General features: G+C 72.6%; 14 protein-coding genes. 10 read left to right on the top strand and 4 right to left on the bottom strand.

Features of this window, described 5'->3' with window-relative positions; all coding sequences use genetic code 11:
- Nucleotides 1–121: 121 nt before the first annotated feature.
- Genes ACFYWM_RS11365 through ACFYWM_RS11345 form a run of 5 tightly spaced genes read left to right on the top strand, consistent with a single transcriptional unit; the run spans nt 122 to nt 10,492 of the window.
- A complete protein-coding gene (locus ACFYWM_RS11365; RefSeq protein ID WP_389912247.1) occupies nt 122–1,600 on the top strand; it encodes a condensation domain-containing protein in 1,479 nt (492 codons plus the stop codon).
- Nucleotides 1,593–2,516, top strand: a complete 924-nt coding sequence (locus ACFYWM_RS11360; RefSeq protein ID WP_389912243.1) for a thiamine pyrophosphate-dependent dehydrogenase E1 component subunit alpha — start codon at nt 1,593–1,595, stop codon at nt 2,514–2,516. Before ACFYWM_RS11365 ends, ACFYWM_RS11360 begins: the two co-directional genes overlap by 8 nt.
- Nucleotides 2,507–3,490 carry an alpha-ketoacid dehydrogenase subunit beta gene (locus ACFYWM_RS11355; protein WP_389912240.1) on the top strand — a complete coding sequence of 328 codons (984 nt, stop codon included), beginning with the start codon at nt 2,507–2,509 and terminating at the stop codon, nt 3,488–3,490. Before ACFYWM_RS11360 ends, ACFYWM_RS11355 begins: the two co-directional genes overlap by 10 nt.
- Nucleotides 3,483–4,688 (top strand): 2-oxo acid dehydrogenase subunit E2, encoded by a 1,206-nt coding sequence (locus ACFYWM_RS11350; RefSeq protein WP_389912237.1) that lies wholly within the window; start codon nt 3,483–3,485, stop codon nt 4,686–4,688. Before ACFYWM_RS11355 ends, ACFYWM_RS11350 begins: the two co-directional genes overlap by 8 nt.
- Entirely contained in the window at nt 4,685–10,492 is a 5,808-nt protein-coding gene (locus tag ACFYWM_RS11345) for an amino acid adenylation domain-containing protein (RefSeq protein ID WP_389912234.1), read from the top strand. The genes ACFYWM_RS11350 and ACFYWM_RS11345 overlap by 4 nt, the downstream gene beginning before the upstream one ends.
- A gap of 188 nt (nt 10,493–10,680) precedes the next feature.
- Here the strand turns inward: ACFYWM_RS11345 and ACFYWM_RS11340 are convergent, their stop codons facing one another.
- Complete coding sequence (locus ACFYWM_RS11340; RefSeq protein ID WP_389912231.1) at nt 10,681–10,830, bottom strand: hypothetical protein; 150 nt, start codon at nt 10,828–10,830, stop codon at nt 10,681–10,683.
- Nucleotides 10,831–11,057: 227 nt separating this feature from the next.
- Nucleotides 11,058–16,028, bottom strand: coding sequence for a DEAD/DEAH box helicase (locus ACFYWM_RS11335; RefSeq protein ID WP_389912727.1), 4,971 nt, complete (start codon nt 16,026–16,028; stop codon nt 11,058–11,060).
- A gap of 353 nt (nt 16,029–16,381) precedes the next feature.
- On the opposite strand from ACFYWM_RS11335, the gene ACFYWM_RS11330 reads away from it, so the two are divergent.
- Nucleotides 16,382–16,870 carry a VOC family protein gene (locus ACFYWM_RS11330; RefSeq protein ID WP_389912228.1) on the top strand — a complete coding sequence of 163 codons (489 nt, stop codon included), beginning with the start codon at nt 16,382–16,384 and terminating at the stop codon, nt 16,868–16,870.
- A 71-nt stretch (nt 16,871–16,941) separates the two neighbouring features.
- Nucleotides 16,942–17,136, top strand: a complete 195-nt coding sequence (locus ACFYWM_RS11325; RefSeq protein ID WP_389912225.1) for a DUF3046 domain-containing protein — start codon at nt 16,942–16,944, stop codon at nt 17,134–17,136.
- Between the two features lie 214 nt (nt 17,137–17,350).
- Here ACFYWM_RS11325 and ACFYWM_RS11320 read toward each other — a convergent pair whose 3' ends face one another.
- Nucleotides 17,351–17,629 carry a hypothetical protein gene (locus ACFYWM_RS11320; protein ID WP_389912222.1) on the bottom strand — a complete coding sequence of 93 codons (279 nt, stop codon included), beginning with the start codon at nt 17,627–17,629 and terminating at the stop codon, nt 17,351–17,353.
- A gap of 335 nt (nt 17,630–17,964) precedes the next feature.
- Here ACFYWM_RS11320 and recA point away from each other — a divergent pair, with 335 nt between their 5' ends.
- The 3 genes from recA to rny all read left to right on the top strand — a co-directional run bounded on the left by recA (nt 17,965) and on the right by rny (nt 22,017).
- A complete protein-coding gene (gene recA, locus ACFYWM_RS11315) occupies nt 17,965–19,104 on the top strand; it encodes a recombinase RecA (protein ID WP_389912219.1) in 1,140 nt (379 codons plus the stop codon).
- A gap of 515 nt (nt 19,105–19,619) precedes the next feature.
- Nucleotides 19,620–20,117 (top strand): regulatory protein RecX, encoded by a 498-nt coding sequence (locus ACFYWM_RS11310; RefSeq protein WP_389912216.1) that lies wholly within the window; start codon nt 19,620–19,622, stop codon nt 20,115–20,117.
- A 286-nt stretch (nt 20,118–20,403) separates the two neighbouring features.
- The gene (rny, locus tag ACFYWM_RS11305) at nt 20,404–22,017 is read left to right on the top strand and encodes a ribonuclease Y (protein WP_389912213.1); all 1,614 of its coding nucleotides are present in this window, start codon (nt 20,404–20,406) and stop codon (nt 22,015–22,017) included.
- Nucleotides 22,018–22,218: 201 nt separating this feature from the next.
- Here the strand turns inward: rny and ACFYWM_RS11300 are convergent, their stop codons facing one another.
- Nucleotides 22,219–24,096, bottom strand: coding sequence for a prolyl oligopeptidase family serine peptidase (locus ACFYWM_RS11300; protein ID WP_389912210.1), 1,878 nt, complete (start codon nt 24,094–24,096; stop codon nt 22,219–22,221).
- Nucleotides 24,097–24,268 lie beyond the last annotated feature (172 nt).

Below are 24,268 nucleotides of genomic sequence, written 5' to 3'. Positions count from 1 at the left end.
GCCGGGGGAGAGCACGTCCGGCCCTGTGCCGGGGAGCACGTCCGGGTCACCGGAGCAAAGCGCGTCCGGCCCCGTGTCGGGAAGCACGTCCGGACCGTCGGGAGAAGGCACGTCCGGTCCCGTGCCCGCGGGCCTGCCGGAGGTCACGTTCACCCAGCAGGGGATGTGGGTGACCGAGCAGACCGTGGGCGGGGGCGCCGCCTACCACATGCCGATACTCGTCCACCTGGACGGCGACCTGGACACCGGCGCGCTCCTGGCGGCCTGCGCGGCGGTGGTCGCCCGGCACCCGATGCTGGGCAGCGTGGTGGCGGAGGTGGACAACGAGCTGCGGCTGGTGCCGGGCGCGGAGGTCCCCGTACGCGAGACGGCGGTCCCCACCGATTCCCCCGGCGACGCCGGGAGCGGGGAGGCCGTGCGAGCGGCGGTGCGGGAGGAGGTCCTGCGCGCGTTCGACCTGGAGAAGGGCCCGCTGGCCAGGTTCACCCTGTTCGAGGTCGGACCCGGACGGCACCTGCTGCTCTTCGTCGCCCACCATTTGGTCTTCGACGGCCAGTCGAAGGACATCCTGGTGCGCGACCTGGCCGCTTTTTACAACGGCGAGTCCCCGTCCCCGCTGCCCTTCGCCGACCACGGCCGGGCCGAGCGCGACCGGGTGGCCGCGCTGCTTCCCGGCGCGCGGGAGTTCTGGAAGCCCCGCTGGCGCGATCCGGGCCAGACCGTCGTGCTCGGCCGCGCGCTGGAGTCCCGGCGGGCGGGTGAGGGAGGGGTCCTGCGGTTCACCGTCGATCCGTCGACCGCGCGAACCCCCGGCCTGACCCGGTTCGAGGTGCTGCTCGCCGCGCTGCACACCCTGCTCCTCGGTTACGGCAACGCCGCCGTGACCACCGCCGTCGACCTGTCCACCCGGCCTCCCGAGGCCGCCGGGCACGTCGGCCTGTTCGTCAACGAGCTCCCGGTCGCCTCCAGCCCGTCCCCGGAGGCGACCTTCCGCGAGTTCGCCGGCGCGCTGCGCGCCGAGCTGCGGGAGGTCTACCGGTTCCGCCAGGTACCGCTCTCCCGGGCGATGCCCCGCCTCCGGCCGCACGCCGCGCTGGTCCCCGTCTCCGTCAGCTACCGCACCCGCCGCGACGCCGACCCGGTGTTCGCCGGGCTCGGCGCGTCGGTGGAGTGGACCGTCTTCAACCACGCGGTACGCGGCGCGCTGCACCTGCAGTGCGTGGACGGTCCCGGCGGGCTGGAGATCAGCCTGCGCCACGACCCCGAGACGGTGCCCGACGCCGCCCGGGTCGCCGACGACCTGCGTCTCCTTCTGGAACGCGCCACCCATGACCCCGACCTGTCACTGCACGAACTTCTGGAGAACGAGATGGGTTCCGTCACCACGCTGACCGACCAGGTGCGCGAGATCTGGGAGGAAGTACTGGGCATCTCACCGATCGCCGATGACGACGACATCTTCGATCTGGGTGGCCACTCCCTGACCATCACGCAGATCATCGCCCGCATGCGCAAGCGCCTGGACATCGAGGTCTCCCTGGACGCCTTCTTCGACAACCCGACGATCGCCGGGATCGTGGACTCCCTCGGCGATGACTGAGACCCTCGACGGGCTCCGTCTCTCCCCTCTCACCGACGAGGACCTGGAGCTCCTGCTGCTGGTCAGGCACTTCGAGCTCAAGCTCCTGGAGCTGTACGGCAGGGGCGACCTCAACGGCACCACGCACACCTGCCTGGGCCAGGAGTACGTCCCGGTCGCGCTGCGCCCCCTGCTCGGCCCGGCCGACCACGTCTTCAGCAACCACCGGGGACACGGCCACTACCTGGCCAGGTTCCGCGACCCGCACGGCCTGCTCGCCGAGATCATGGGCAGGCAGGGCGCGGTCTGCGGGGGTGTCGGCGGCAGCCAGCACATCCACCGCGACCGCTACATGTCCACCGGCGTGCAGGGCGAGAGCATGCCGGTCGCCGCCGGCGTCGCGCTCCACCTCAAGCGCTCCGAGCCCGGCACCCTGGCCTGCGTGCACATCGGCGACGGCACCTGGGGCGAGGGCGCGGTCTACGAGGCGCTGAACCTCGCCGCGCTCTGGCGGCTCCCGCTGCTCGTCGTGGTGGAGAACAACGGCATCGCCCAGTCCACCCCGACCGCCGCGCAGATGGCCGGCACGGTGGCCGGCCGGGCGGCGGCCTTCGGCATCCCGCACCGGCTGGTCCGCTCCACCGACGTCAACGAGATCCGCCTGTCGCTGGAACGCGAGATCGCCCGGGTGCGCGAGGGCCAGCCGCTGGTGGTCGAGTTCGTCACCCACCGCCTCGGGCCGCACAGCAAGGGCGACGACATCCGCCCGGCCGAGGTCGTACGGGCCGCCAGGGACAACGACTGGTACGCCCGCTACGCCCACGACCATCCCGAGCACTTCTACCGGTTCGACGACGCGGTCAAGGCCGAGGTCGAGGCCCTCGCCGACGAGGTGGCCGCGCGCCCGCTCTCCCGCTGGGAGGAGTCGTGCGCGTAGCGGAGAACCTCAACGCCGCCCTGCACGGGCTGCTGGACGACGACCCCACCGCCTACGTGCTCGGCGAGGACATCCTCGACCCGTACGGCGGCGCCTTCAAGGTCACCAAGGGGCTGTCCACCCGCTTCCCCGAGCGCGTGATCGGCACCCCGATCAGCGAGGGCGCGCTGACCGGCGTCGCGGCGGGGCTGGCGCTCACCGGCAACACGGCCGTCGCCGAGATCATGTTCGGCGACTTCGTCGCGCTCGCCTTCGACCAGCTGTGCAACTTCGCGAGCAAGTCGGTGTCGATGTACGGCAGGCGGCTGCCGCTGCGGATGGTGGTGCGCTGCCCGACCGGCGGCGGCCGGGGCTACGGCCCCACGCACAGCCAGAGCCTGCAGAAGCACTTCGTCGGCATGCCGGGGCTGTCGCTGTACGAGATGTCCCCCTTCCATGACAACCGCGCGGCGTTCGCGGCGATGCTGGAACGAGGTGAGCCGTGCGTGTTCTTCGAGGACAAGGTCCTCTACACCCGGCAGATGGAGCGGGTGGACCCTCTCTTCGTGATGCGCCGCGACGGTGACCTGGCGGTTGTGGACATCCGCGACGCGGGCGACCGCCCCGACTGCGTGGTCATCGCTCCCGGCGGGATGGTCCACCGGGTGCTGGGCGCGATGCGCTCCCTGATGACGGAGGAGGAGATCTCGGTCCGGCTGCTGGTCCCCTCCCGGCTCTACCCGCTGGACGCCGACGCGCTCCTGCCCCACCTCGGGGACGTCGTCCTGGTCGCGGAGGAGAGCACCGCCGGAGGCACCTGGGGCAGCGAGGTCGCCCACCTGCTGCACGACCGCCTCTGGGGCCGCCTGCGCGGACCCGTCCGCCTCGTCCACTCGCGCGCCTCCGTCATCCCCACCGCCGCGCACCTGGAGAACGAGGTCCTGGTCGGGGAGTCCACGATCCACCACGCCGTACGGGAGGCTCTGCGTGGCTGACATCCACGTCCCCAAGCTCAACAACAACGACACCGAGTACCAGATCGTCGAGTGGCTGGTGGGCAACGGCAAGCCCGTCATCGCCGGGGAGCCGATCGCCGTCCTGGAGACCTCCAAGGCGGCCGACGAACTGGAGGCGGAGGAGACCGGCTACCTGCACCACGCCGCCGCCCTCGGTACCTGGATCGCTCCCGGCGCCCTCCTCGCCCGCGTCACCGCCGAGGCGGCCCCGCAGCCCGCCCCGGCGTCCGATGTGCTCGAGACCGAGCCGGTGGCCCCGGAGGACGCGGCGGGGCAGGAGGACGTCCCGGTGGCCGAGCCGGTCGTCACCGCCCCCGCCCGCGCGGCCATGGAGGAACTCGGCGTCTCCCACGCCGAGGTCGTCTCCCTGGGGCTGGCCGTCATCCGCAGGAGCGACGTGGAGGCCCTGGCCTCGCGCCGTACCGGCCAGGCGGCCTCCGACGTACGCGAAGACACGAGCGAGGACGTGAGCGAAGGCGTGCCGGGAGACGTCCTCGAAGACGTGCCGCGACCGGTCGCGGACGCGGGCGCGCACCGCCTCTCGCGGGTGCAGCGGGCCGTCGCGCGCGCCGTCACCACCTCGCACGCCACCATCCCCGCCGCGTACACCGTCGTGAGGTTCGAGGTGGGCCCGCTGCTGGAGCGGGCCAGGGGGCTGAGCAGGGAGGTGCGCAGGCCGGTCGGCCTGGCGGAGCTGTTCGTCCAGGCCGTGGCCGCGCTGCACCCGGCGTTCCCGCTGTTCTTCGCCTCGGTCGACGGCGACCTGGCGCGCCCGGCCGACGCCCCGCGCGTCGGCGTCACGTTCGACATGGGCGAGGGTCTGTACGTGCCGGTCGTCCACGACACCGGCTCGCTCAAGGCCATCGCCGACGCGCTCATGCGCTACCGGCTCGCCGCCACCGAGGGCGACTTCCGCGAGAGGGACCTCACCGGCGCCAACATCGCCGTCACCCTGCACACCGACGCCGACGTCGTCCTCGCGATCCCCCTCATCTTCCCCGGTACGGTCTGTGCCCTCGCGATCACCTCGCCGCAGCCCGAGCTGGTACTCGCCGAGGACGGCACGGTGACCGCGAGGACCGTCGCCAACATCGGCCTCGCCTACGACCACCGGCTGATCAACGGACGGGACGCCGCGCTCTTCCTCGCGGCCCTCCGGATGGAGTTACACGCGTGACCGAGACAACGCTGTCGGACGCCAAGAAGGCGCTTCTGGCCAGGCGGCTGAAGAACCGGGGGGAGGCGCGGGCCGCCGTCGCCCGACGCGCCCCGGGGACCGTACCGCCCCTGTCCCACGCCCAGGAACGCCTGTGGTTCCTGGAGCAGTACCGGCCGGGCACCACCACCTACACCGTCCCCGTCGCGGTGCGCCTGCGCGGGGACCTGGACGCCGACGCGCTGCGCCGGGCGCTGGACGAGATCGTCGCGCGCCACGAGGCCCTGCGGACGCGGTTCCTCACCACCGAGGACGGCACCCCCGAGCTGGTCATCGACGAGCCGGGGCCGGCCGCGCTGCGCGTCGCCGAGGCGGACGACGTGGACGCCGCGATCGAGCTGCTCGACGCCGACCTCGCCGTCCCGTTCGACCTGGAGCGCGGCCCGCTCCTGCGAACCGTGCTGGTCAGGATCGCGCCCGGCGACCACGTCCTCCTCATCGCCGCCCACCACACCGTCATCGACGGCTGGTCCAGCGACCTGCTCATCCGCGAGCTGCTCGCCCTGCACGACGGCGCCACCCCGCCGCCCGCGCCGGTCGGCTACGGCGACTACGCCCTCTGGCAGCGGGGCCGCGACCACCGCCGCGAGATCGACCACTGGCGCGACCGGCTCGCCGGGCTGCCCGCCATCGAGCTGCCTGCCGACCGGCCGCGCCCCGCCGAGCAGCGCCACGAGGGAGCCGCCCTCGACGTCCGGGTGGACGCCGACCTCACCCGCAGGCTCGCCGAGCTGGGCGCCGCGGCCGGTGCCACGCCGTACATGACGCTGCTCGCCGCCTTCCAGGTGCTGCTGGCCCGCTACTCGGGGCAGACGGACTTCGCGGTCGGCTCCCCCGTCGCCGGGCGCGGGCTGCCCGAGCTGGACGGGGTCGTCGGCATGTTCGTCAACACCCTGGTCCTGCGCGCCGACCTGGCCGACGACCCGTCGTTCACCACCTTCCTGGCCCGGACGCGCGAGGCCGCGCTGGACGCGTACGCGCACCAGGAGCTCCCGTTCGACCAGCTGGTCAGCGAGCTGAACGTGGTCCGCGACGTGAGCCGGTCGCCGCTCGCGCAGGTCACGTTCGCGCTGCAGAACTTCAAGGCGGGTGAGGAGGACGGGCGCGTCTCCTACCTCACGCTCCCGGCCAGGACCACCCGCTTCGACCTCGGCCTCTACCTGTTCGAGAGCCCGGACGGGCTGGTCGGCCACCTCTCCTACAGCACCGCCCTGTTCGACCCGGAGACCGTCGAGCTGCTCGCGGCCCGCTTCGAGACGCTGCTGCGCTCGATCGTGGCGGACCCGGACACGCGGGTGGGGGAGCTGTCGCTGCTCTCCGGCGACGAGCGGGACCTGGTCCTGGGCTTCGGCTCGGGACCGGCCCCGCGGCCGTCCGGTCACGACCTGCTGCACGACCTGGTCAGCGCGCGGGCCGCGCTCACCCCCGGCGCGACGGCCGTGGTCCACGACGTCACCGCCTCGGGTACGGCGTCCGGGGCACGCGGTGGCTCGCTGACGTACGCCGGGCTCGACGAGCGCTCCACCAGGATCGCCGCCCTGCTGAGGAACCGTCACGGCGTGGGCCCCGACACCAGGGTCGGCGTCTTCCTGGACCAGTCCACCGACCTGGCGGCGGCCGTCATCGGCGTGCTGAAGGCCGGTGGCGCCTACCTGCCCCTCGACCCCAAGCAGCCCCGCGACCGGCTGGCGTACATGCTCGCCGACGCCGGGGCCGTCGCCGTCCTGACCACCTCCGCGCTGCGCGAGCTGGTCCCCGACGTCACGACGATCTGCCTGGACTCCGAGGCGCTGGACGAGACCGGCTTCGAACCCCCCGAGGTCTCGCCGGACCATCTCGCGTACGTGATCTACACCTCGGGCACCACCGGGCGGCCGAAGGGCGTCGGGGTGCAGCACCGGCAGGTGCTCAACTACCTCGCCGGGGTCGGGGAGCGCTTCGAGGTCGAGCCCGGCGGGGTCTACACGCTGCTGCAGTCGCTCTCGTTCGACTTCGGGGTGACGATCTTCTACCTGTCGCTCATGACCGGCGGGGAGCTGCACCTGGCCGACCCGCAGGCCCCCGCCGAGGAGCTCGCCGGCCTGCTGAGCGGCACCGACTACCTGAAGATGACCCCCTCCCACCTCGCCTCGCTGCTCACCGCGGTCGACGACCCCGCCGAGCTGCTCCCGCGCAAGCTCCTCGTCCTCGGCGGCGAGGCCTCCCGCTGGAGCTGGGCGCGCGAGCTGACCGCGCACACCACGGTGGTCAACCACTACGGCCCCACCGAGGCCACGGTCGGCATCTCCACCCACGCCGTCACCGGCGAGCACGAGCGGGCGCTGAACCTGCCGATCGGCAGGCCGCTGCCCGGCGCCGCGGTCTACGTGCTCGACGAGCACCTGCGGCTGGTACCGCCCGGCATGACCGGCGAGATCTACCTCGGCGGCGACCGGCTCGCCCGCGGGTACCTCGGCCGCCCCGGCCTGACGGCCGAGAGATTCCTGCCCGACCCCCACGGCGAGCCCGGCGCCCGCATGTACCGGACCGGCGACCTCGGCCGGTGGCTGCCCTCCGGCGACCTGTGCTTCCTCGGCCGCCGCGACCTGCAGGTCAAGGTCAGGGGCTACCGGGTGGAGCTGTCGGAGATCGAGTCGGTGCTCTCCGGCGAGCCGGGGATCGCGCACGCCGTCGTCGAGCTGCGCGCGGACCGGCTGGTCGCGTACGTGGTCGGCGAGGTCCCCGGAGAGCGGGCCGGCGTCGGCGAGCTGCGGGCGCGGCTCGGCGAGCGGCTTCCCGAGTACATGATCCCCGGGCGGTTCGTCTGGCTGGACGAGCTGCCCCTGAAGTCGCACGGCAAGGTCGACCGGGCCAGGCTCCCCGAACCCGACGAGGCGCGGCCCGACCAGGAGGCCGGGTTCGTCCCGCCCGGGACGCCGCTCGAAGAGGCGATCGCGGCGGTGTGGGCGAAGGTGCTCGGACTGGTCCAGGTCGGCGTGCTGGACGACTTCTTCGACCTGGGCGGTCACTCGCTGCTCGCCGCGCAGGTGGTGGCCCGCCTTCGGAAAGCCATTCCGGAAGGCGGGCGCCAGGTCACGATCCTGGATCTGTTCAAGCACCGGACCGTCCGCGAGCTCGCGCGGCTCGTCGAGACGGCCGACGACGGCCCGCGCATGCTCCTGCACCGGCTCACCTCGGCCCGCACGGCCACCTCGACGCTGGTCTGCGTCCCGTACGGCGGCGGCAGCGCGGCCATCTACCAGCCGCTGGCCGACACGCTGCCCTCGAACTGGGCGCTGCACGCGGTCGCCGTCCCCGGCCAGGAGATGGGGCTCATCGAGGAGACCCGGCCGGTCGCGGAGGTCGCGCAGGGCTGCGTGGAGGAGATCCTCAAGGACATCCGAGGCCCGCTCGCGCTGTACGGGCACTGCGGGCTCGGCGTCATGCTGACCGTGGAGATCGCCCGTCGCCTGGAGGCCGCGGGCCGCCCGGTCGAGGCGATCTACCTCGGCGGCGTCTTCCCCTTCGCGCGTCCCGCCTCGCTGCTGGCCAAGCTGTCGAACCTGACCGACCGCCTGCGCAGCGACCAGGTCTGGGCGAACGCCCTGCAGGCCGCGGGCCTGGACGTGGAGGACCTGGAACGCGACCAGCTCAAGCTGATGATCGACAATCGGCGCAAGGGCACCAGGGAGGCGGAGCGCTACTTCACCCGCCTGTTCGAGGAGGGCGTCGAGCCGCTCAGGGCACCGATCATCTCGGTGGCGGGCGACCGCGACCCGGCCACCGAGTTCCACCAGGAGCGCTACCGCGAGTGGCACCTCCTGACGGGCTCCACGGCCGTGGTCGTCCTCGACGAGGCCGGGCACTTTTTCCTGAAATATCGGGCGGAAGAGCTCGCCACGATCGTCACCGGCACCCACCGGGCCATCGCCTCCGGCGACACGGCCAGGCTCGCCCGTACCGACCGGTCCACATGGTGGCTCGGCGGCGTCTCCATCCAGGACGCCACCGCGAGCCCGGCTCTCGTGGCCCCGGCCCTCGCAGCCTCAGCTCTCACAGGCCCAGTCCTCACAGACCCGGCCCTCACAGACCCGGCCCTCGCAGACCCGGCCCTCGCGGAGACCGCCCCGGCGACGACGGCCCCCGCGGTCACCGGCGCGGGACCGGCCACCGGCCCGGGGACGCCCACGTCCACGCCCGCGCTCCCCGGCCCGGAAGCGGCGGCGCTGTCCCGTCAGGGAGAGGCCGCGTCCGCTCTCTCAGGTACCGGCTCAGGTACCGGCTCAGGTACCGGCATGGGCGGCGCGCCACCGGGGACGGGACACCCGGTCGCGACGGACCCTCCGGCGAGCTCCGGCCCGCCGCCCAGCATGAAACGGTTCGCCGCCGTGGCGGCCGGGCAGCTCGTCTCGATCGTCGGGTCGTCGCTGACCGAGTTCGCCATCCCGCTGTGGATCTACATCACCACCGACTCGCTCCCCATGATGGCGCTGTTCTCCGTCCTCGCGCTGGTCCCCGGCATGGTGGTGTCCCCGCTGGCCGGTGCCCTCGTCGACCGCCACGACCGGCGCAGGGTCATGCTCGCCGGAGACCTCGGCGCGTTCGGCACCCAGCTGGCACTGGGCGTGCTGCTGTGGACCGGCAACCTGGAGATCTGGCACATCTACCCGCTCCTGGTCCTGCTGTCGGTCGCGCTGACCTTCCAGCGCCTCGCCTACAACTCCGCCATCCCGCAGCTGGTCCCCAAGCGCTTCCTCGGCCACGCCAACGGCGTGGTCCAGATGGTCACCGGTACCGCCCAGCTGGTCGTCCCGCTGGCCGCGGTCGGCCTGATGGCCGTGGTCGGGCTGGAGGGCATCCTCGTCCTGGACGTCGTCTCGTACGTCTTCGCGATCGGGGTGCTGCTCTTCGTCCGCTTCCCGAAGACCATGGCGTGGAAGCGCAGGGAGTCGCTGCTCGCCGAGATGGTCGAGGGCTGGAAGTTCTCCTGGGGCAACCGGGGTTTCCGCGGCATGCTGTTCTTCTTCGCGGTGCTGAACATCTTCCTGTCCCCGCTGTTCCTGCTCATCTCGCCGCTGGTGCTGGGCTTCGCCACCCTGGACGACGTCGGCCGGATCTCCTTCTTCGGCGGCCTCGGGGTCTTCCTCGGCGGCCTGACCATGACCGTCTGGGGAGGCCCGCGACGGCACCGGCTGCGCGGCGTCATGCTCTCCACCCTCGTACTGAGCCTGTTCTGCCTGGTCACCGGCCTGCAGCAGAACCTGATCCTGATCGCGGTCGGCGCCTTCGGGATGTCGTTCTGGCTGACCATGCTCAACGGCGTCTACGCCACGATCATCCAGGTCAAGGTGCCGCAACGCTTCCACGGCCGCGTCATCGCGCTCAACACGCTCATCGCCTGGTCCACCCTGCCGGTCGGTTTCGGGCTGGTCGCCCCGTACGGCAGCGCGCTGTTCGAACCGCTGCTGCTCCCCGGCGGGCCGCTGGCCGACACGGTCGGCCTCGTGCTCGGCACCGGCGGGGGCCGGGGCGTCGGCCTGATGTACGTGCTGTTCGCGGTCGCCATCGCGGTCACCGCGCTGGTCGCGATGCGGACCCGCACGCTGTCCAGGTTCGACGCGAACGTCCCCGACGCGCTCCCGGACGACCTGGTCGGATTCCAGGCCATCCAGCGGCGCCAGGAACGTGAGCGCCAGGAACGTGAGCGTGAGGAAGGTGAGCGTGAGGAAGGTGACGAACGCGAGCGCGACGAGCCGGTCGCGGAGGTGATCTCGATCCGGAGGTGACCCCGTCCCGGCCGGTGGAACCCCCGCGCACCGGCCACCTTCCACCGCTCCGCTCGAAGGGGGGGCGGGGAAGCTCCGGAGGCCGGGGAACCTCCCGGGGGCGGGGCGAACGAGGCCGGGAACGCGGACGGGGTGCGGCCGGTGGCCGCACCCCGTCTTCCCACATCTATTCGGCTACGCGCCCGGTGTCAGGGGCGGTATCCCCAGCCACCGGGAGCGAAGTCCTCCCAGTGGTAGAAGTCCCAGTAGTAACCGCCGTTAACCTGCGCGAGCTGGCTCTCGTCCAGCTCGGTGCCGACCTCGGACAGCGCGGAGAGCTCAGGCTTGGCCTTCGCCATGGTTGTTTCCCCTTTCGATCTAACAACATGGCGAATGTCGCAGCCTCTGCTTGCGAGCCAGTGGTGGCCGACTGCAATCCCGCGCGAGTCACGCGTCGGTCCCGGCCGGTTCCGGTGCCCGCGAGGACGCCGGCCCATACGTCGGCGGCCCATACGTCGGCGGCCCGTACGTCGGCGGCCCGCGCCCATACCGGTGGTCCTCACCCGGACCGACGACGGCGGGTCCTTCAAGCGCGCAGGCGCAGCCCCCTGGGGGTCGGGTGGAACCCCGCGGACTCCAGGGCGGCGCCCAGCGGGGAGTCGTTGATGGCGGTGCCGTCCGCCCGCTCGACGGTCAGCTTGCCCAGCGCGCCGTCGCGCACGGCGAGCGCGAGGGCGTCGACGGCGGGCTGGAGCCGCTCGTCGGCGGAGAAGGACAGCAGGGTCTTGCCGCCGCGCTCGACGTAGAGGACCAGGTGCCCGTCGACGAGCACGACCAGGGCCCCGGCCTTCCTGCCGGGCTTGTGGGACACCTCCCCGGGATGGGCGGGCCACGGCAGGGCCGCCCCGTACGGGCTGGCCGGGTCGGCGGACGCCAGCACCACCGCCCGCCGCGCGGTCACCTCCGCGCTCTCCGGCCTGCGCGTGCTCCACGGGTCGGGCGCCGGGGCCGCGTCCGGCCGGGTGAGCGCGCGCATCCGGTCGACGGCACCGGGGAGGGCGAACTGGGCGCCGCCCAGCCCTTCCACGAAGTAACCCCTGCGGCACCGGCCGCTCTCCTCGAAGGCGCGGAGCACCTGGTACACGGCGGCGAACCCGCCCGGCAGCCGCTCGGCGGTCACCGCGCCCCTGGTCACCACGCCGTGCCGCTCCAGCAGCACCTCGGCCTGGGCGTGGGCGCGCTGGGTGGTGTCCTCCGCGAGGGCGGGCAGGACCCACCAGCGCCCTCCCACCGTGGGCGGGCCGCTCCTGGTCGGCAGCACCGCCCGCCGCCGCCGGGTCGGGGCCGGGCGGTGCGCGGGACGTCCCGTCCCGAGGACGGCCCGCAGCGGCGCCAGCGTGTCACCGGTGATCCGGCCCGACCACACCAGGTCCCACACGGCCGCGGACAGGGCGCGGTCGTCCGGGACGGCACCGGCCAGGAGAGCGCCGACCCGGCCGCCCAGCTCGCGGAAGAACAGCGCCCCTCCACCGCCCAGAACCTCCAGCACCGCCTCGTGCACCGGCGTCAGGGTGACGTCGGCGGGGCCGGACATCAGCAGCGGCGCGGTGTCGGCGAAGTAGAGCGAGACCCAGCCGTCGCCGCCCGGCAGGGACCCCTGCCCCGCCCAGATCACCTCGCCGGAGGCCGTCAGCTCGTCCAGGAACGACGGGTCGTACCCGGGCACCCGCGAGGGCAGGATCAGCGTCTCCAGCGCCGACGCGGGCACCGCCGCGCCCTGCAGCTGCTCGATCGCGGCCACCAGCGCGTCGATCGGCGGCCTGCCCCGCTGCGGCGAGCCGGTGATGCCGTGCCAGGCGGGCGCGAAGGAGGCGAGCGTCTCCGGGGAGACCGGTTCCACCTCCTTGCGGAGCCTGGCCAGGGACCTGCGGCGCAACATCCGCAGCACCCCCGCGTCGCACCACTCCTCGCCCCGGCCGCCCGGCCGGAACTCCCCGCTCACCACCCGCCCCGAGGCGGCCAGGCGGCGCAGCGCGTCGGTGACGACCGCGGCACCGAGACCGAACCTGTCCGCGGCCGTGCTCGCGAGGAAGGGGGTGCGCGTACGGGCGTGCCGGGCCAGCAGGTCGCCCAGCGGGTCGTCGACCGGCTCCAGGAACGCGTGCGGCACTCCCACGGGCAGCGGCACGCCGAGCGCGTCGCGCAACCGGGCGGCGTCCTCGATCGCCGCCCACCGCTCCTGCCCCGCCACCCGCACCCTGATGGCCCGCCGGGAGCCCTCCAGCGCGGTCAGCCACGCCGGGTCGCCCTCGCGCACGCCGACGTCCTCGGCCACCAGGGGACCGTGGGAGCGGAGCAGGTCGGCCAGGTCCTCGGCGTCGCGCAGCGGCCGGTCCAGCCGGGCCAGCTCCCGCTCGGCGTCGGTGATCACGTCGAGGTCGAGCAGCTCGCGCAGGTCCGCCTGGCCCAGCAGCTCGGCGAGCAGGCTCGTGTCGAGCGCGAGCGCCTGGGCGCGGCGCTCGGCCAGCGGGGCGTCCCCCTCGTACATGAACGCGCCGACGTAGTTGAACAGCAGCGACGCCGCGAACGGCGACGCCTTGTCGGTCTCGACCTCCACCACACGGATCCGCCGCGCCTCGATGTCGCGCATCAGCCGGACCAGCCCGGGCACGTCGAACACGTCCTGGAGGCACTCGCGCATCGTCTCCAGCACCACGGGGAACGACCCGTAGCGGCCGGCCACGTTCAGCAGGTGCGAGGCGCGCTGCCGCTGCTGCCAGAGCGGTGAGCGCCTGCCCGGCACGCGGCGCGGCAGCAGCAGGGACCGCCCCGCGCACTCGCGGAACCGCGCCGCGAACAGCGCCGAGCCGCCCAGCTCCTCGGTGACGATCCGCTCGATCTCGTCCGCGTCGAAGATCGCGACATCGGACGGGGGGTCGGAGAGCGTGTCGGGGATGCGCAGCACGATCCCGTCGTCGGAGTGCACGGCCTGCACGTCGACGCCGTAGCGCTCCCGCAGCCGCCGCCCGATCGCCAGCGCCCACGGGGCGTGCACCCGCGCCCCGTACGGGGAGTGCACCACCACCCGCCAGTCGCCCAGCTCGTCGTGGAACCGCTCGACCAGCAGCGTCCTGTCGTCCGGCACGTAGCCGGTCGCCTGCCGCTGCTCGGCCAGGTAGGAGAGCAGGTTGGCGGCGGCGAACTCGTCCAGCCCCGCCGCCCTGATCCTCCCCAGCGCCCCCTCCCGCACCGTGCCCCCGGCTTCCGCGCCTCCCGCTCCCGCGTCCCCCGCCTGCCTCTGCCCTTGTCCCTTTCCCGTGTCCCCCGCCTGTCCCTGCCCCTTTCCCGCCCCCGTGTCTCCCGCTTGCCCCTGCCCCTTTCCCGCTCCCGCGTCCCGCGCCGGTCCGCTTCCCGCTCCCGCTTTCCCTGTCCCTCCGCCTCCCGCTCCCGCCTTTCCCTTCCCCGCTCCTCGGGTGGCCCCGCCCCCCGTCTCGGCGTCCGCGCCCGCCGCCGACATCTCGCGGAGGAACGCGCCGATGGCCCGCCCCAGCTCCGCCGGCCGCCCGGCGGTGTCGCCGTGCCAGAAGGGGAGCTTCCCGGGCTGGCCGGGGGCGGGGGTGACCAGCACCCGGTCGGCCGTGATCTCCTGGATCCGCCAGGAGGTCGCGCCCAGCACGAACACGTCCCCGGCCCGCGACTCGTAGACCATCTCCTCGTCCAGCTCGCCCACCCGGGAGGACTTCTCCCCGACCAGGAACACACCGAACAGCCCCCTGTCGGGGATCGTGCCGCCGTTGGTGACCGCGAGCCGCTGGGCTCCGGGACGGCCCCTCAGGGTGCCGGTCACCCGGTCCCAGACGATGCGCGGCCGCAGCTCGGCGAACTCCTCGCTCGGGTAGCGCCCGGCGAGCATGTCGAGCGTCGCCTCCAGCGCGCTCCTGGGCAGCGTCCGGTAGGGGGCGGCCCGCCGCACGACCTGCTCCAGCTCGTCGACCGTCCACTCGTCCAGCGCGGTCATCGCCACGATCTGCTGGGCGAGCACGTCGAGCGGGTTGCGTGGGTAGCGAAGATCCTCGATCTCCCCGCTCCTCATCCGCTCGGCCACCACGGCCGTCTGGACCAGGTCCCCGCGGTACTTGGGGAAGATCACACCACGTGAGACGGCTCCCACCTGGTGCCCGGCCCGGCCGATCCGCTGCAGGCCGCTCGCCACGCTCGGCGGCGCCCCGACGCAGGCCACCAGGTCGACCGCGCCCATGTCGATGCCGAGCTCCAGGCTGGAGGTCGCGACCACGGCGGGCAGCCGCCCCGACTTCAGCGCGTCCTCGATCTGGGAGCGCTCCTCCTTCGACACCGAACCGTGGTGGGCCCTCACGATCTCCGGGACGACCCCCTTGGCCGCCCCGGCCTGCGCCATCATCGCCGCCGGGGTGGACAGGGAGGCCGGGGGCACCGGGAACCCCTCGGCCCAGTGGACCGGCTCCGGACCCTCCCCGGACGTCTCCCCGCCCGGCTCCGCCCCTTCCCCAGCCGTCTCCCCGGCCTGCTCCTCGCCGCCCTCCCGCCGCTCCCACGCCAGCTCGTTGAGACGGGTGCACAGCCTCTCGGCCAGCCGCCGGGAGTTGGCGAACACGATCGTGGAGCTGTGGCTCCCGATCAGCTCGAACAGCCGCTCCTCCACGTGCGGCCAGATCGACCGCCTGGCCGGGGTCTCGGTCAGCCAGCGGTCGTCGTCGGGGGAGGGCGGGGCGGGGGGCGTGTCGAGCTCGGTCATGTCCTCGATCGGGACGACCACCTCGACCTCGATCTCCTTGTCGGAGGGCGGCTGGACCACGGTCGCCGGGCGCGACCCGCCCAGGAAGGCGGCCACCTCGCTCACCGGCCGGACGGTCGCCGACAGGCCGATCCGCTGGGCGGGCCGGGGGAGAAGGGAGTCGAGCCGCTCCAGGCTGAGGGCCAGGTGCGCGCCGCGCTTGGTGGCCGCCACCGCGTGCACCTCGTCGACGATGACCGTCTCCACGCCGCGCAACGCCTCGCGGGCCTGGCTGGTGAGCAGCAGGAACAACGACTCGGGGGTGGTGATCAGGATGTCGGACGGTCTGGTGGCGAACCGGCGCCGCTCCTCGGGTGGGGTGTCGCCCGACCGGGTCGCCACCGAGATCTCCGGCACCGGCAGACCGAGCCGCCGCGCCGTCTGCCCCAGCCCGGCCAGCGGCGCCCGGAGGTTGCGCTCGACGTCGACCGCGAGGGCCTTGAGCGGCGACACGTACAGGACCCGGCAGCGCCTCACCGGCTCCTCGTCCCCCCGCGAACGCCCCCGGCCGCCCCGGGCGCTCGCACCGCCCTTGCCGCTCCTACCGCCCGCGTCGGTCGCCGGACTCGTGACGGGAGCGGAGGAGGCGAGCCGGTCGAGCGACCACAGGAAGGCCGCGAGCGTCTTGCCGGATCCGGTGGGCGCGACCACCAGGGTGTTGTCACCCCGGGCGATCGCCGCCCACGCCCCCTCCTGCGCGGCGGTCGGCGCGGCGAACGCCCCGGTGAACCACTCCCTGGTCATCCGGGTGAAGTGATCGAGGGCACCGCTCGCGCCCGAGGTCTCGCTCATCGCCGCCCCCTGCCTCCGGTCCAGCAGGCAGACCGGGTCACCGCCCATACTGCACGGCCCCACCGACAGAACCCGTCACCGCCCGCCCGGCGAGCGGGTGGCGGACGAGGATGGACGGCTCGCGTACCGCCTGCGGATACACGGTTCGCCGGTGCCGCGGCCGGACCACGGGACGGCCGCGCCCGCGGCGTTCCCCGGCGCGGTGGCCCTTCGCCACCATGACATGACGTTCGGGATAGGTTGGCTCCCGGTCGTCACGGACATGGCTTTGACGAACACATGACGCATTGAGTGGTGAGCTAACGGTGAGCATCGACCATCAGGCCATCGAGGCGACACGCGAGCGGATCAAGGCGGAGCACCTCAGGGCACACCGCCCGCCGAGCAGCGCGAGGGGGTTGCACCACTTCGCGATGATCTCCTCGGACGTCGAGACGACGATCGCGTTCTACCAGGACCTCCTGGAGTTCCCGCTGACGGAGATCTTCGAGAATCGCGACTACCGGGGGTCGAACCACTTCTTCTTCGACATCGGCAACGGCAACCTGCTGGCCTTCTTCGACTTCCCCGGCCTTGACCTCGGCCCCTACCGGGAGGTCCTCGGCGGGCTCCACCACGTCGCGATCTCCGTCGACCCCTCCACCTGGGAGCGCCTGCGGGGCAAGCTGGAGGCGGCGGGCGTCCCGCACCAGGTCGAGAGCGGCGCGTCCATCTACTTCGCCGACCCCGACGGGGCCCGCCTGGAACTGCTCGCCGACCCCCTCGGCGAGATGTACGGCTCCCGCGTGCTCTGACGCCCCCGCCCCCCGGCCGGTGAGGTGCCGGGGCGGCTCACGGCCCACCGGAGGGGATCCATACTTGGAACATGCGTCTATCGGAGTTCTGGAAGCGGATGAAGTCACACTTCGGTGACCAGTACGCCGAGTCGTGGGCCCACGACTACGTCATCGCCGACCTTGGCGGCCGGACCGTGATCCAGGCACTGGCCGAGGGCGTGGGGGCCAAGGAGGTCTGGCACGCCGTGTGCGGGGTGACCGACGTCTCTCCCAAGCTCCGCTGAGAGCCGACAGGCGTTGGGGCGGATAAGCGTGAAGGGCCCGGGGCGGAGGGCGCGATGAAAGCCCGAGGGCGCGTGGAAGCCTGAGAGCGCGGTGAAAACCCGGGAGGGCCGAGGCCGGGGCCACGGGCCCGAAGGCGAAGGGACGGCCCGACAGACCCCGAGGGATGAGCGAGGCTCGGGGGCCGGGGGAACCAGAGGAGCCGGGAAGGACCGGTCAGGGCGGTTCCGTGAGCGGGGCGAGAAGTCTCTCCACCGAGTCGGCCGCCCGCGCGGGATCGTCGGCGCTCTCCTCGCCGTCCGGCGACCACAGGAACATCCAGCCGTCCCTGACCGGGGTGGCGAAGACGATGGTCTGCCGGTGGCTGTCCGGATGCCACACCCACAGCACCGGGGCGGTGCCCCCGAGGGTGCGGCTCGCCAGCCCTCGTTGTCGCAGTTCGGCGGCCAGGGAATCGAGATGGGCTAGGCGTTGCTGCGTGAACGCGTTGGGCACGTCGGGCACCTCGGGTCGTTTCCCCTCAGGATCACCCCAGGTCAGCCCGGTTACAACAGGTCCAGGACAATTCTTGGAAATGTCGCCTCCCGGATGGGTTCCGTACCCTCGGGGCCGTGACCCGCTGTCCGCGCACGACTGCGCCGGGCTGTACGCGAGGGCGTTTCGTGGTGGTTCGCGACTCCAGCACCGTATGGTGCCAACGGGCCGCGATCGAACAGTCGTTCGGCTATATTGAACAGGCCACCACTCGTGGCGTGCCCTCCCGAAATTGTCGGCGGCACCCCGTAGCTTTCTGGCAACCGATCCAACCCGCGACCCTTCAGGGGGCTCCCATGGCAGCTAACGACCGCGAGAAGGCGCTTGAGACCGCGCTCGCTCAGATCGAGCGGCAGTTCGGCAAGGGCTCGATCATGCGCCTGGGCGACGAGACCCGGGCACCCATCGAGGTGATCCCCACCGGCTCCATCGCGCTCGACGTCGCTCTCGGCATCGGCGGCTTCCCCCGCGGCCGCATCGTCGAGGTCTACGGTCCCGAGTCGTCCGGCAAGACCACGGTCGCCCTGCACGCGGTGGCCAACGCCCAGCGCAGCGGCGGCATCGCCGCCTTCATCGACGCCGAGCACGCCCTCGACCCCGAGTACGCCCAGAAGCTGGGCGTCGACACCGACGCGCTGCTCGTCTCCCAGCCCGACACCGGTGAGCAGGCGCTGGAGATCGCCGACATGCTGATCCGGTCCGGCGCCGTCGACCTGCTGGTCATCGACTCGGTCGCGGCCCTGGTGCCCAAGGCCGAGATCGAGGGTGAGATGGGCGACAGCCACGTCGGCCTCCAGGCCCGCCTGATGTCCCAGGCGCTGCGCAAGGTCGCCGGCGCGCTCAACAACACCGGCACCACCGCGATCTTCATCAACCAGCTCCGAGAGAAGATCGGCGTCATGTTCGGCTCGCCCGAGACCACGACCGGTGGAAAGGCGCTGAAGTTCTACGCCTCGGTCCGTCTCGACATCCGCCGCATCGAGACGCTGAAGGACGGCACCGAGGCGGTCGGCAACCGCACCCGGGTGAAGGTCGTCAAGAACAAGATGGCCCCGCCCTTCCGCGTGGCCGACTTCGACATCCTGTACGGCGTCGGCATCTCCCGCGAGGGTGGCCTGATCGACATGGGCGTCGAGCACGGCTTCGTCCGCAAGTCCGGCGCTTGGTACACCTACGAGGGTGACCAGCTGGGCCAGGGCAAGGAGAACGCGCGAAACTTCCTCAAGACCCACCCGGACATGGCGAACGAGATCGAGAAGAAGATCAAGGAGAAGCTCGGCGTCGGCCCGCGCGTCGACAGCCCGGCCGCCCCGGCACCCGCCCCCGCGGCCTCGGCTCCGGCCGCCGCGTCGGGCCGCGCCGGTGCCGCTTCGGCCTCCGCCGCCTCCGGCCGCGGCTCCAAGGCCGCGGCCGCTCCCAAGCCGGGTGACGCCTGAATCCGGGCTGATCGATGATCACGGGACCTGACTCCGGTCCGGCCGACGAGGTCGGGCCGAGAGACTGGGGGGCCTGGCCCGACGAACCTCGGGCGGGCTCACCGGGCCGGCGCGGGCGCGACCACGGCCCGTCCGTCTCCGAGGGAGGCTTTCGCGAGGAAGCCGCGGGCCCGGCGAGTGACGGGCCACGAGGCCGGAAGAGGCGTGCCTCACGGGGCGGACGGCGGTCCGGGGGCGCCACCCCGGGCTTTCCCTCCGACGGGCCTGACGGCTTCGACGGGCCTGACGGCCTCGCCGGACCTGGTGGACCCGAGGGACCCGAGGGATCTGAGGGGTTCGACGCCCTCACCGGGTCTGACGGATTCAACGGATCCGACGGAGTCGGCGGATCCGGTGGGCGACGCGGCAGGTCCGGCAGGTCCGGAGGTCGTGGTCGGCCGGGCGGGCGTGCCGGGTCCGACGGGCCGGTCGAGGAGTCCCGCGAGAGCCGGGGGGCCGGAGCCGACCCGCAGGCGGTGGCGCGGGGCATCTGCCTGCGGCTGCTCACCATGGCGCCGCGCACCCGGGCCCAGCTCGCGGAGGCGCTGCGCAAGCGCGAGGTGCCCCAGGAGGCGGCGGACGCCGTGCTGGAGCGCTTCTCCGAGGTCGGGCTCATCGACGACGAGGCGTTCGCCGCGGCATGGGTGAGTTCGCGCCACGCCGGGCGTGGTCTCGCCAGGAAGGCCCTCGCCTCGGAGCTTCGCCACCGAGGGGTGGACGAGGAGACGGTGAAGGAAGCGGTGGAGCGGCTCGACCCCGAGGAGGAGGCGGAGACCGCCCGTCGCCTCGTGCGGCGCAAGCTCTCCTCGACCCGAGGGCTGGAGCCCGCGGTCAGGACCCGCAGGCTGGCCGGCATGCTCGCCCGCAAGGGATACGGTCCCGGCCTGGCGTTTCGCGTGATCCGCGAAGTGCTTGAGGACGAAGGGGCGGAAACATCGCCATTCGCGGAAGATCAGGGCTATCCACTCGACTAGTCCAAAGCAGCTTGACAGCGGGTCTTTGCTTGCTCGTTACCTCTCTGACGCTTAATCTCAACGGCAGTGAGGAGTTACTCCGCGCAGCGCGGATTGTCATAGCGGTGTAATACGGACAAGCAAGCTTGGCGGATGAAGACGGGACGACGGACCGGCGGGAACAGCCGGTGAGTGATCCCCTCTGGGTTCACTTCGGTCCCGACGGTGCCGCCTCTTGAGCTTTCCGTGCCGTGCGTGTGACCCCTCGTGTGCCTGATATTTGCGACGCGAGGAAGGTGAGGCGCGCATGGATCCGGTCGTGGTCGTCATGTTGACAGTGACGGTTGTGGCTCTCGCCGTGATGACAGCCGTGCTGTTCGTGTTGCTGCGTCGCATCGGTGGAGCCGGGGTTCCGAAGGGCCCCACCCCCGAGCAGGAGGCCGAGGCCCAGGCCCACCTGGAGGAGGCCCGGCGCGAGGCCGCCGACATCCGGGCGAAGGCCCAGGACGACGCCGGAGAGCTGCTGCGCAAGTCGGAGACGGCGATCGAGGCCGCGGCCGAGATGCGCAAGGAGGCCGAGGCCGAGGGCAAGATCCTGAAGTACGAGCTCAAGGAGCTCCGGTCCGACCTCGAACGCAGGGAGAACCGGCTGGCGGAGCGCGAGCAGCGTCTCGACGAGGAGGCCAGGCGCCAGGCCGACCGGGCCCGCAAGCTCGCCGAGACCGAGACCGAGCTGGCCGACCGCCGCGAGGATCTCGAACGGGTCGCCGAGGAGCGCAAGACCATCCTGGAACGGGTGTCCGGCTTCACCAGCGACCAGGCCAGGGCCGAGCTGGTCAGGGAGATCGAGAACCAGGCCAAGCGCGAGGCCGCGCTGATCATCCGGGAGATCGAGGGCGAGGCGCGCAAGGAGGGCGAGAAGCGCGCCACCAAAATCGTCACGCTTGCGGTCCAGCGGGTCGCCACCGAGCAGACCGCCGAGTCCGTGGTGAGCGTCCTGCACCTGCCCGGTGACGAGATGAAGGGGCGCATCATCGGTCGCGAGGGCCGCAACATCCGGGCCTTCGAGTCGACCACCGGCGTCAACCTGATCATCGACGACACGCCGGAGGCCGTGTTGCTGTCGTGCTTCGACCCGGTCCGCCGCGAGACCGCGCGGCTGACTCTGGAGAAGCTCGTCCTCGACGGCCGCATCCATCCGCAGCGCATCGAGGAGGCCCACGAGCGCAGCAAGGCCGAGGTCCAGGAGCTGTGCGTGCGCGCGGGCGAGGACGCCCTGGTGGAGCTCGGCATCACCGACATGCACCCCGAGCTCGTCACCCTCCTCGGCCAGCTCCGTTACCGCACCTCCTACGGCCAGAACGTGCTCGGCCACCTCATCGAGTCGGCCCACATCGCCGGCATCATGGCGGCCGAGCTACGGCTCGACACGACGCTGCTCAAGCGCTGCACGCTCCTGCACGACATCGGCAAGGCCCTCACCCACGAGGTCGAGGGCAGTCACGCGCTCATCGGCGCCGAGATCGCCAGACGGTACGGCGAGCACGAGGACGTCGTCCACGCCATCGAGGCCCATCACAACGAGGTCGAGGTCAAGACCGTCGAGGCCGTCCTCACCCAGGCCGCCGACGCGATCAGCGGCGGCCGTCCCGGCGCCCGCCGCGAGTCGCTGGAGGCCTACGTCAAGCGGCTGGAGCGCCTTGAGGAGATCGCCACCTCCTACGAGGGTGTCGAGAAGGTCTTCGCCATGCAGGCGGGCCGGGAGATCAGGGTCATGGTGAAGCCCGACGCGGTCGACGACATCCAGGCCCAGGTGATCGCCCGCGACGTCGCCAAGCAGGTGGAGGAGGAGCTCACCTACCCCGGCCAGATCCGCATCACGGTCGTCCGCGAATCGCGCTCCACCGAGTTCGCCCGCTGAACCCACTGAGCCGCCGAACCCACTGAGCCCGCCGAAGCCACCGATCTCGCCGAACCGGCCGAACCCACTGAGCCCGCCGAAGCCACCGATCTCGCCGAAGCCACCGATCTCCCCGAACCGACCGAACCCACCGATCTCGCCGAACCGGCCGTACCCGCTGAGCCCGCTGAGCCCGCTGAGCCCGCCTACCCGCTCCCTCCCTCAGGAGTGGAAGATCTGCTGGTAGAAGGCGAGCTCGGTGGCCAGGGCCGCGCTACGGGTCTCGGCGCGGCGGAAGCCGTGGGCCTCCCCCTCGAACGTGAGGTAGGTGCAGGGAACGCCGCGTTCGGCGAGGGCGTCGACGAAGGCCTGCGACTGCGCCGGGGGAACCACCGGGTCGGACAGGCCCTGGAGGAGCAGCATGGGGCAGCTCACTCCCGCCACCCGGCCGACGGGCTCGCGCGAGGCGTACAGGGCCGGGTCCTCCGGGCCGATCAGCCACTCGACGTAGCGTGACTCGAAGTCGTGGGTGGTCGCGCTGAAGTTGGCGAGCGCGCTCACGCCGTAGTAGGAGACGCCTCCGGCGAACGCGTCGGACGCGCAGCAGGCCGCCATGACCGTCCAGCCGCCCGCGCTGCCGCCCCGGATCGCGATCCGTGCAGGGTCGCCCAGCCCTTCCGCCGCCAGCCACTCGGCCGCGGCGATCGCGTCCTCGACGTCGACCACGCCCCACTGGCCGCGCAGCCGCTCGCGGTAGACGCGGCCGTAGCCGGTGGAGCCGCCGTAGTTGACGTCGAGCACGCCGATGCCCCTGCTGGTGAGGAACGTCTTCTCCAGGTCGAGCGCGCCGACGCTGTTCCCGGTCGGCCCGCCGTGCACGAACACGACGTAGGGCGCGGGACCCTCGCCGCGTGCCACGGGGTTGGACGGGGGGTAGAGGAACGCGTGCACTTCGCGCCCGAACCGGCTCTCGAACTCCACCGCCCTGGCGACCGGCAGGTAGCCGGGGGCGGGCAGCTCGTTGATGTCGCGGCGGAGCGCCTCCGCCCGCCCGGTCACGGTGTCGACCCGGACGATCGACCGGGGCAGCGCCGGGCCGTACCCGATGCCGACCACGGCCCGCCCGTCGGTGGCGAGCACCGCCTCCCAGCCGCCGTAGGGCACGTCCAGATCGCTCAGCACGCCGCTGTCGGGGTCGAGGACCCCCAGCCGCAGGTCGCCCCGCCCGTGCAGGACCGCCAGGCTCCCGTCGTCCATCAGGGCGTACGGCACCGCGCCGAGCTGCCACAGCGGCCCGGCGAACTCCCGCTCCTCCGGGTGGAGCGCCCTCGGCGAGGTGCCGTGCATCCCGACCAGGTAGAGGTTCCACCAGCCCGACCAGTCGGAGATCAGATAGAGGTTCTCCTCGTCACGCCACTGCGGGGCGAGCACCGACTCGGAGGGGCCGCCCTTGACCTTCCAGGAGGTGCCGTCGGACAGCCGGGAGATCCACAGCTCGGTGCCGTTCCACGGCATCCGGGGGTGGTCCCAGCAGATGAAGGCCAGGTGCTCGCCGTCGGGGGAGAGGGCGGGGGAGGCGTAGAAGTCGTGCCCGCCGGCCCGCTCGCGCGGCTCGCCCTCGCCGGACAGCGGGATGGACACGATCGACCGGCTCACCCGGCCGCCGTCGTGGCGCTCCCTGACGCACCAGATCTGCCCGTCACGGACGACCAGGTCCGCGTAGCGCAGGGCCGTCGGCTCCTCGGGCTCCGGCGTGAGCGGCCTGGGCTCGCCCCCGGTGGGCAGCAGGTAGAGCCGCTGGTCGACGAAGTTGGCGAACACCACGCCCTCGCCGGGCACCACGGCGTACGAGCGCCCGCCGTACTCGTGGACCCTGGTCCTGGCGCTCCACGGCGCGCTCAGCAGCTCGCGCTGGGCGCCGTCGGCGCCGCGGTGCACGATGGTGGTCCGCCCGCCCTCGGCGGGACGGTCCTCGGTCCACCAGACCTCGTCGCCGAGCACCGTCGGGTATCCGAGGCGCAGCCCGGAACGGGCGACGTCGGAGGTGGAGACCGGCGACGGCCAGGTGGCGTACGGCAGGACGACCTGCTCGGGGGACATGGCGCAATCCTGCCCGATAACCCGCCGCGTGTCGCCGGTATCACGCTCGCGTCACCCGAGATATGCCGCCGGTGAACCCTGTGGGCCGTGAGATCGGGGGGAATGGTGAGATGAGAGCCGTTAGTCCGGTTTCTAGCCGAAGGTCGACCTGCGGCTGGTTTCACGGTGGAAG

Source organism: Streptosporangium sp. NPDC002721, from assembly GCF_042888905.1.
Taxonomy (GTDB): domain Bacteria; phylum Actinomycetota; class Actinomycetes; order Streptosporangiales; family Streptosporangiaceae; genus Streptosporangium.
The sequence above is the reverse complement of the archived record's forward strand: the minus strand, read 5'-3'. Positions and strand labels throughout refer to the sequence as shown.

Bases quoted from the DNA above. Each gene is read 5' to 3' on its own strand.
- ACFYWM_RS11300 (WP_389912210.1), bottom strand. From the start codon at position 24,096: ATGTCCCCCGAGCAGGTCGTCCTGCCGTACGCCACCTGGCCGTCGCCG.
- ACFYWM_RS11340 (WP_389912231.1), bottom strand. From the start codon at position 10,830: ATGGCGAAGGCCAAGCCTGAGCTCTCCGCGCTGTCCGAGGTCGGCACC.
- ACFYWM_RS11360 (WP_389912243.1), top strand. From the start codon at position 1,593: ATGACTGAGACCCTCGACGGGCTCCGTCTCTCCCCTCTCACCGACGAG.
- ACFYWM_RS11325 (WP_389912225.1), top strand. From the start codon at position 16,942: ATGCGTCTATCGGAGTTCTGGAAGCGGATGAAGTCACACTTCGGTGAC.
- rny (WP_389912213.1), top strand. From the start codon at position 20,404: ATGGATCCGGTCGTGGTCGTCATGTTGACAGTGACGGTTGTGGCTCTC.
- recA (WP_389912219.1), top strand. From the start codon at position 17,965: ATGGCAGCTAACGACCGCGAGAAGGCGCTTGAGACCGCGCTCGCTCAG.
- ACFYWM_RS11335 (WP_389912727.1), bottom strand. From the start codon at position 16,028: ATGACCAGGGAGTGGTTCACCGGGGCGTTCGCCGCGCCGACCGCCGCG.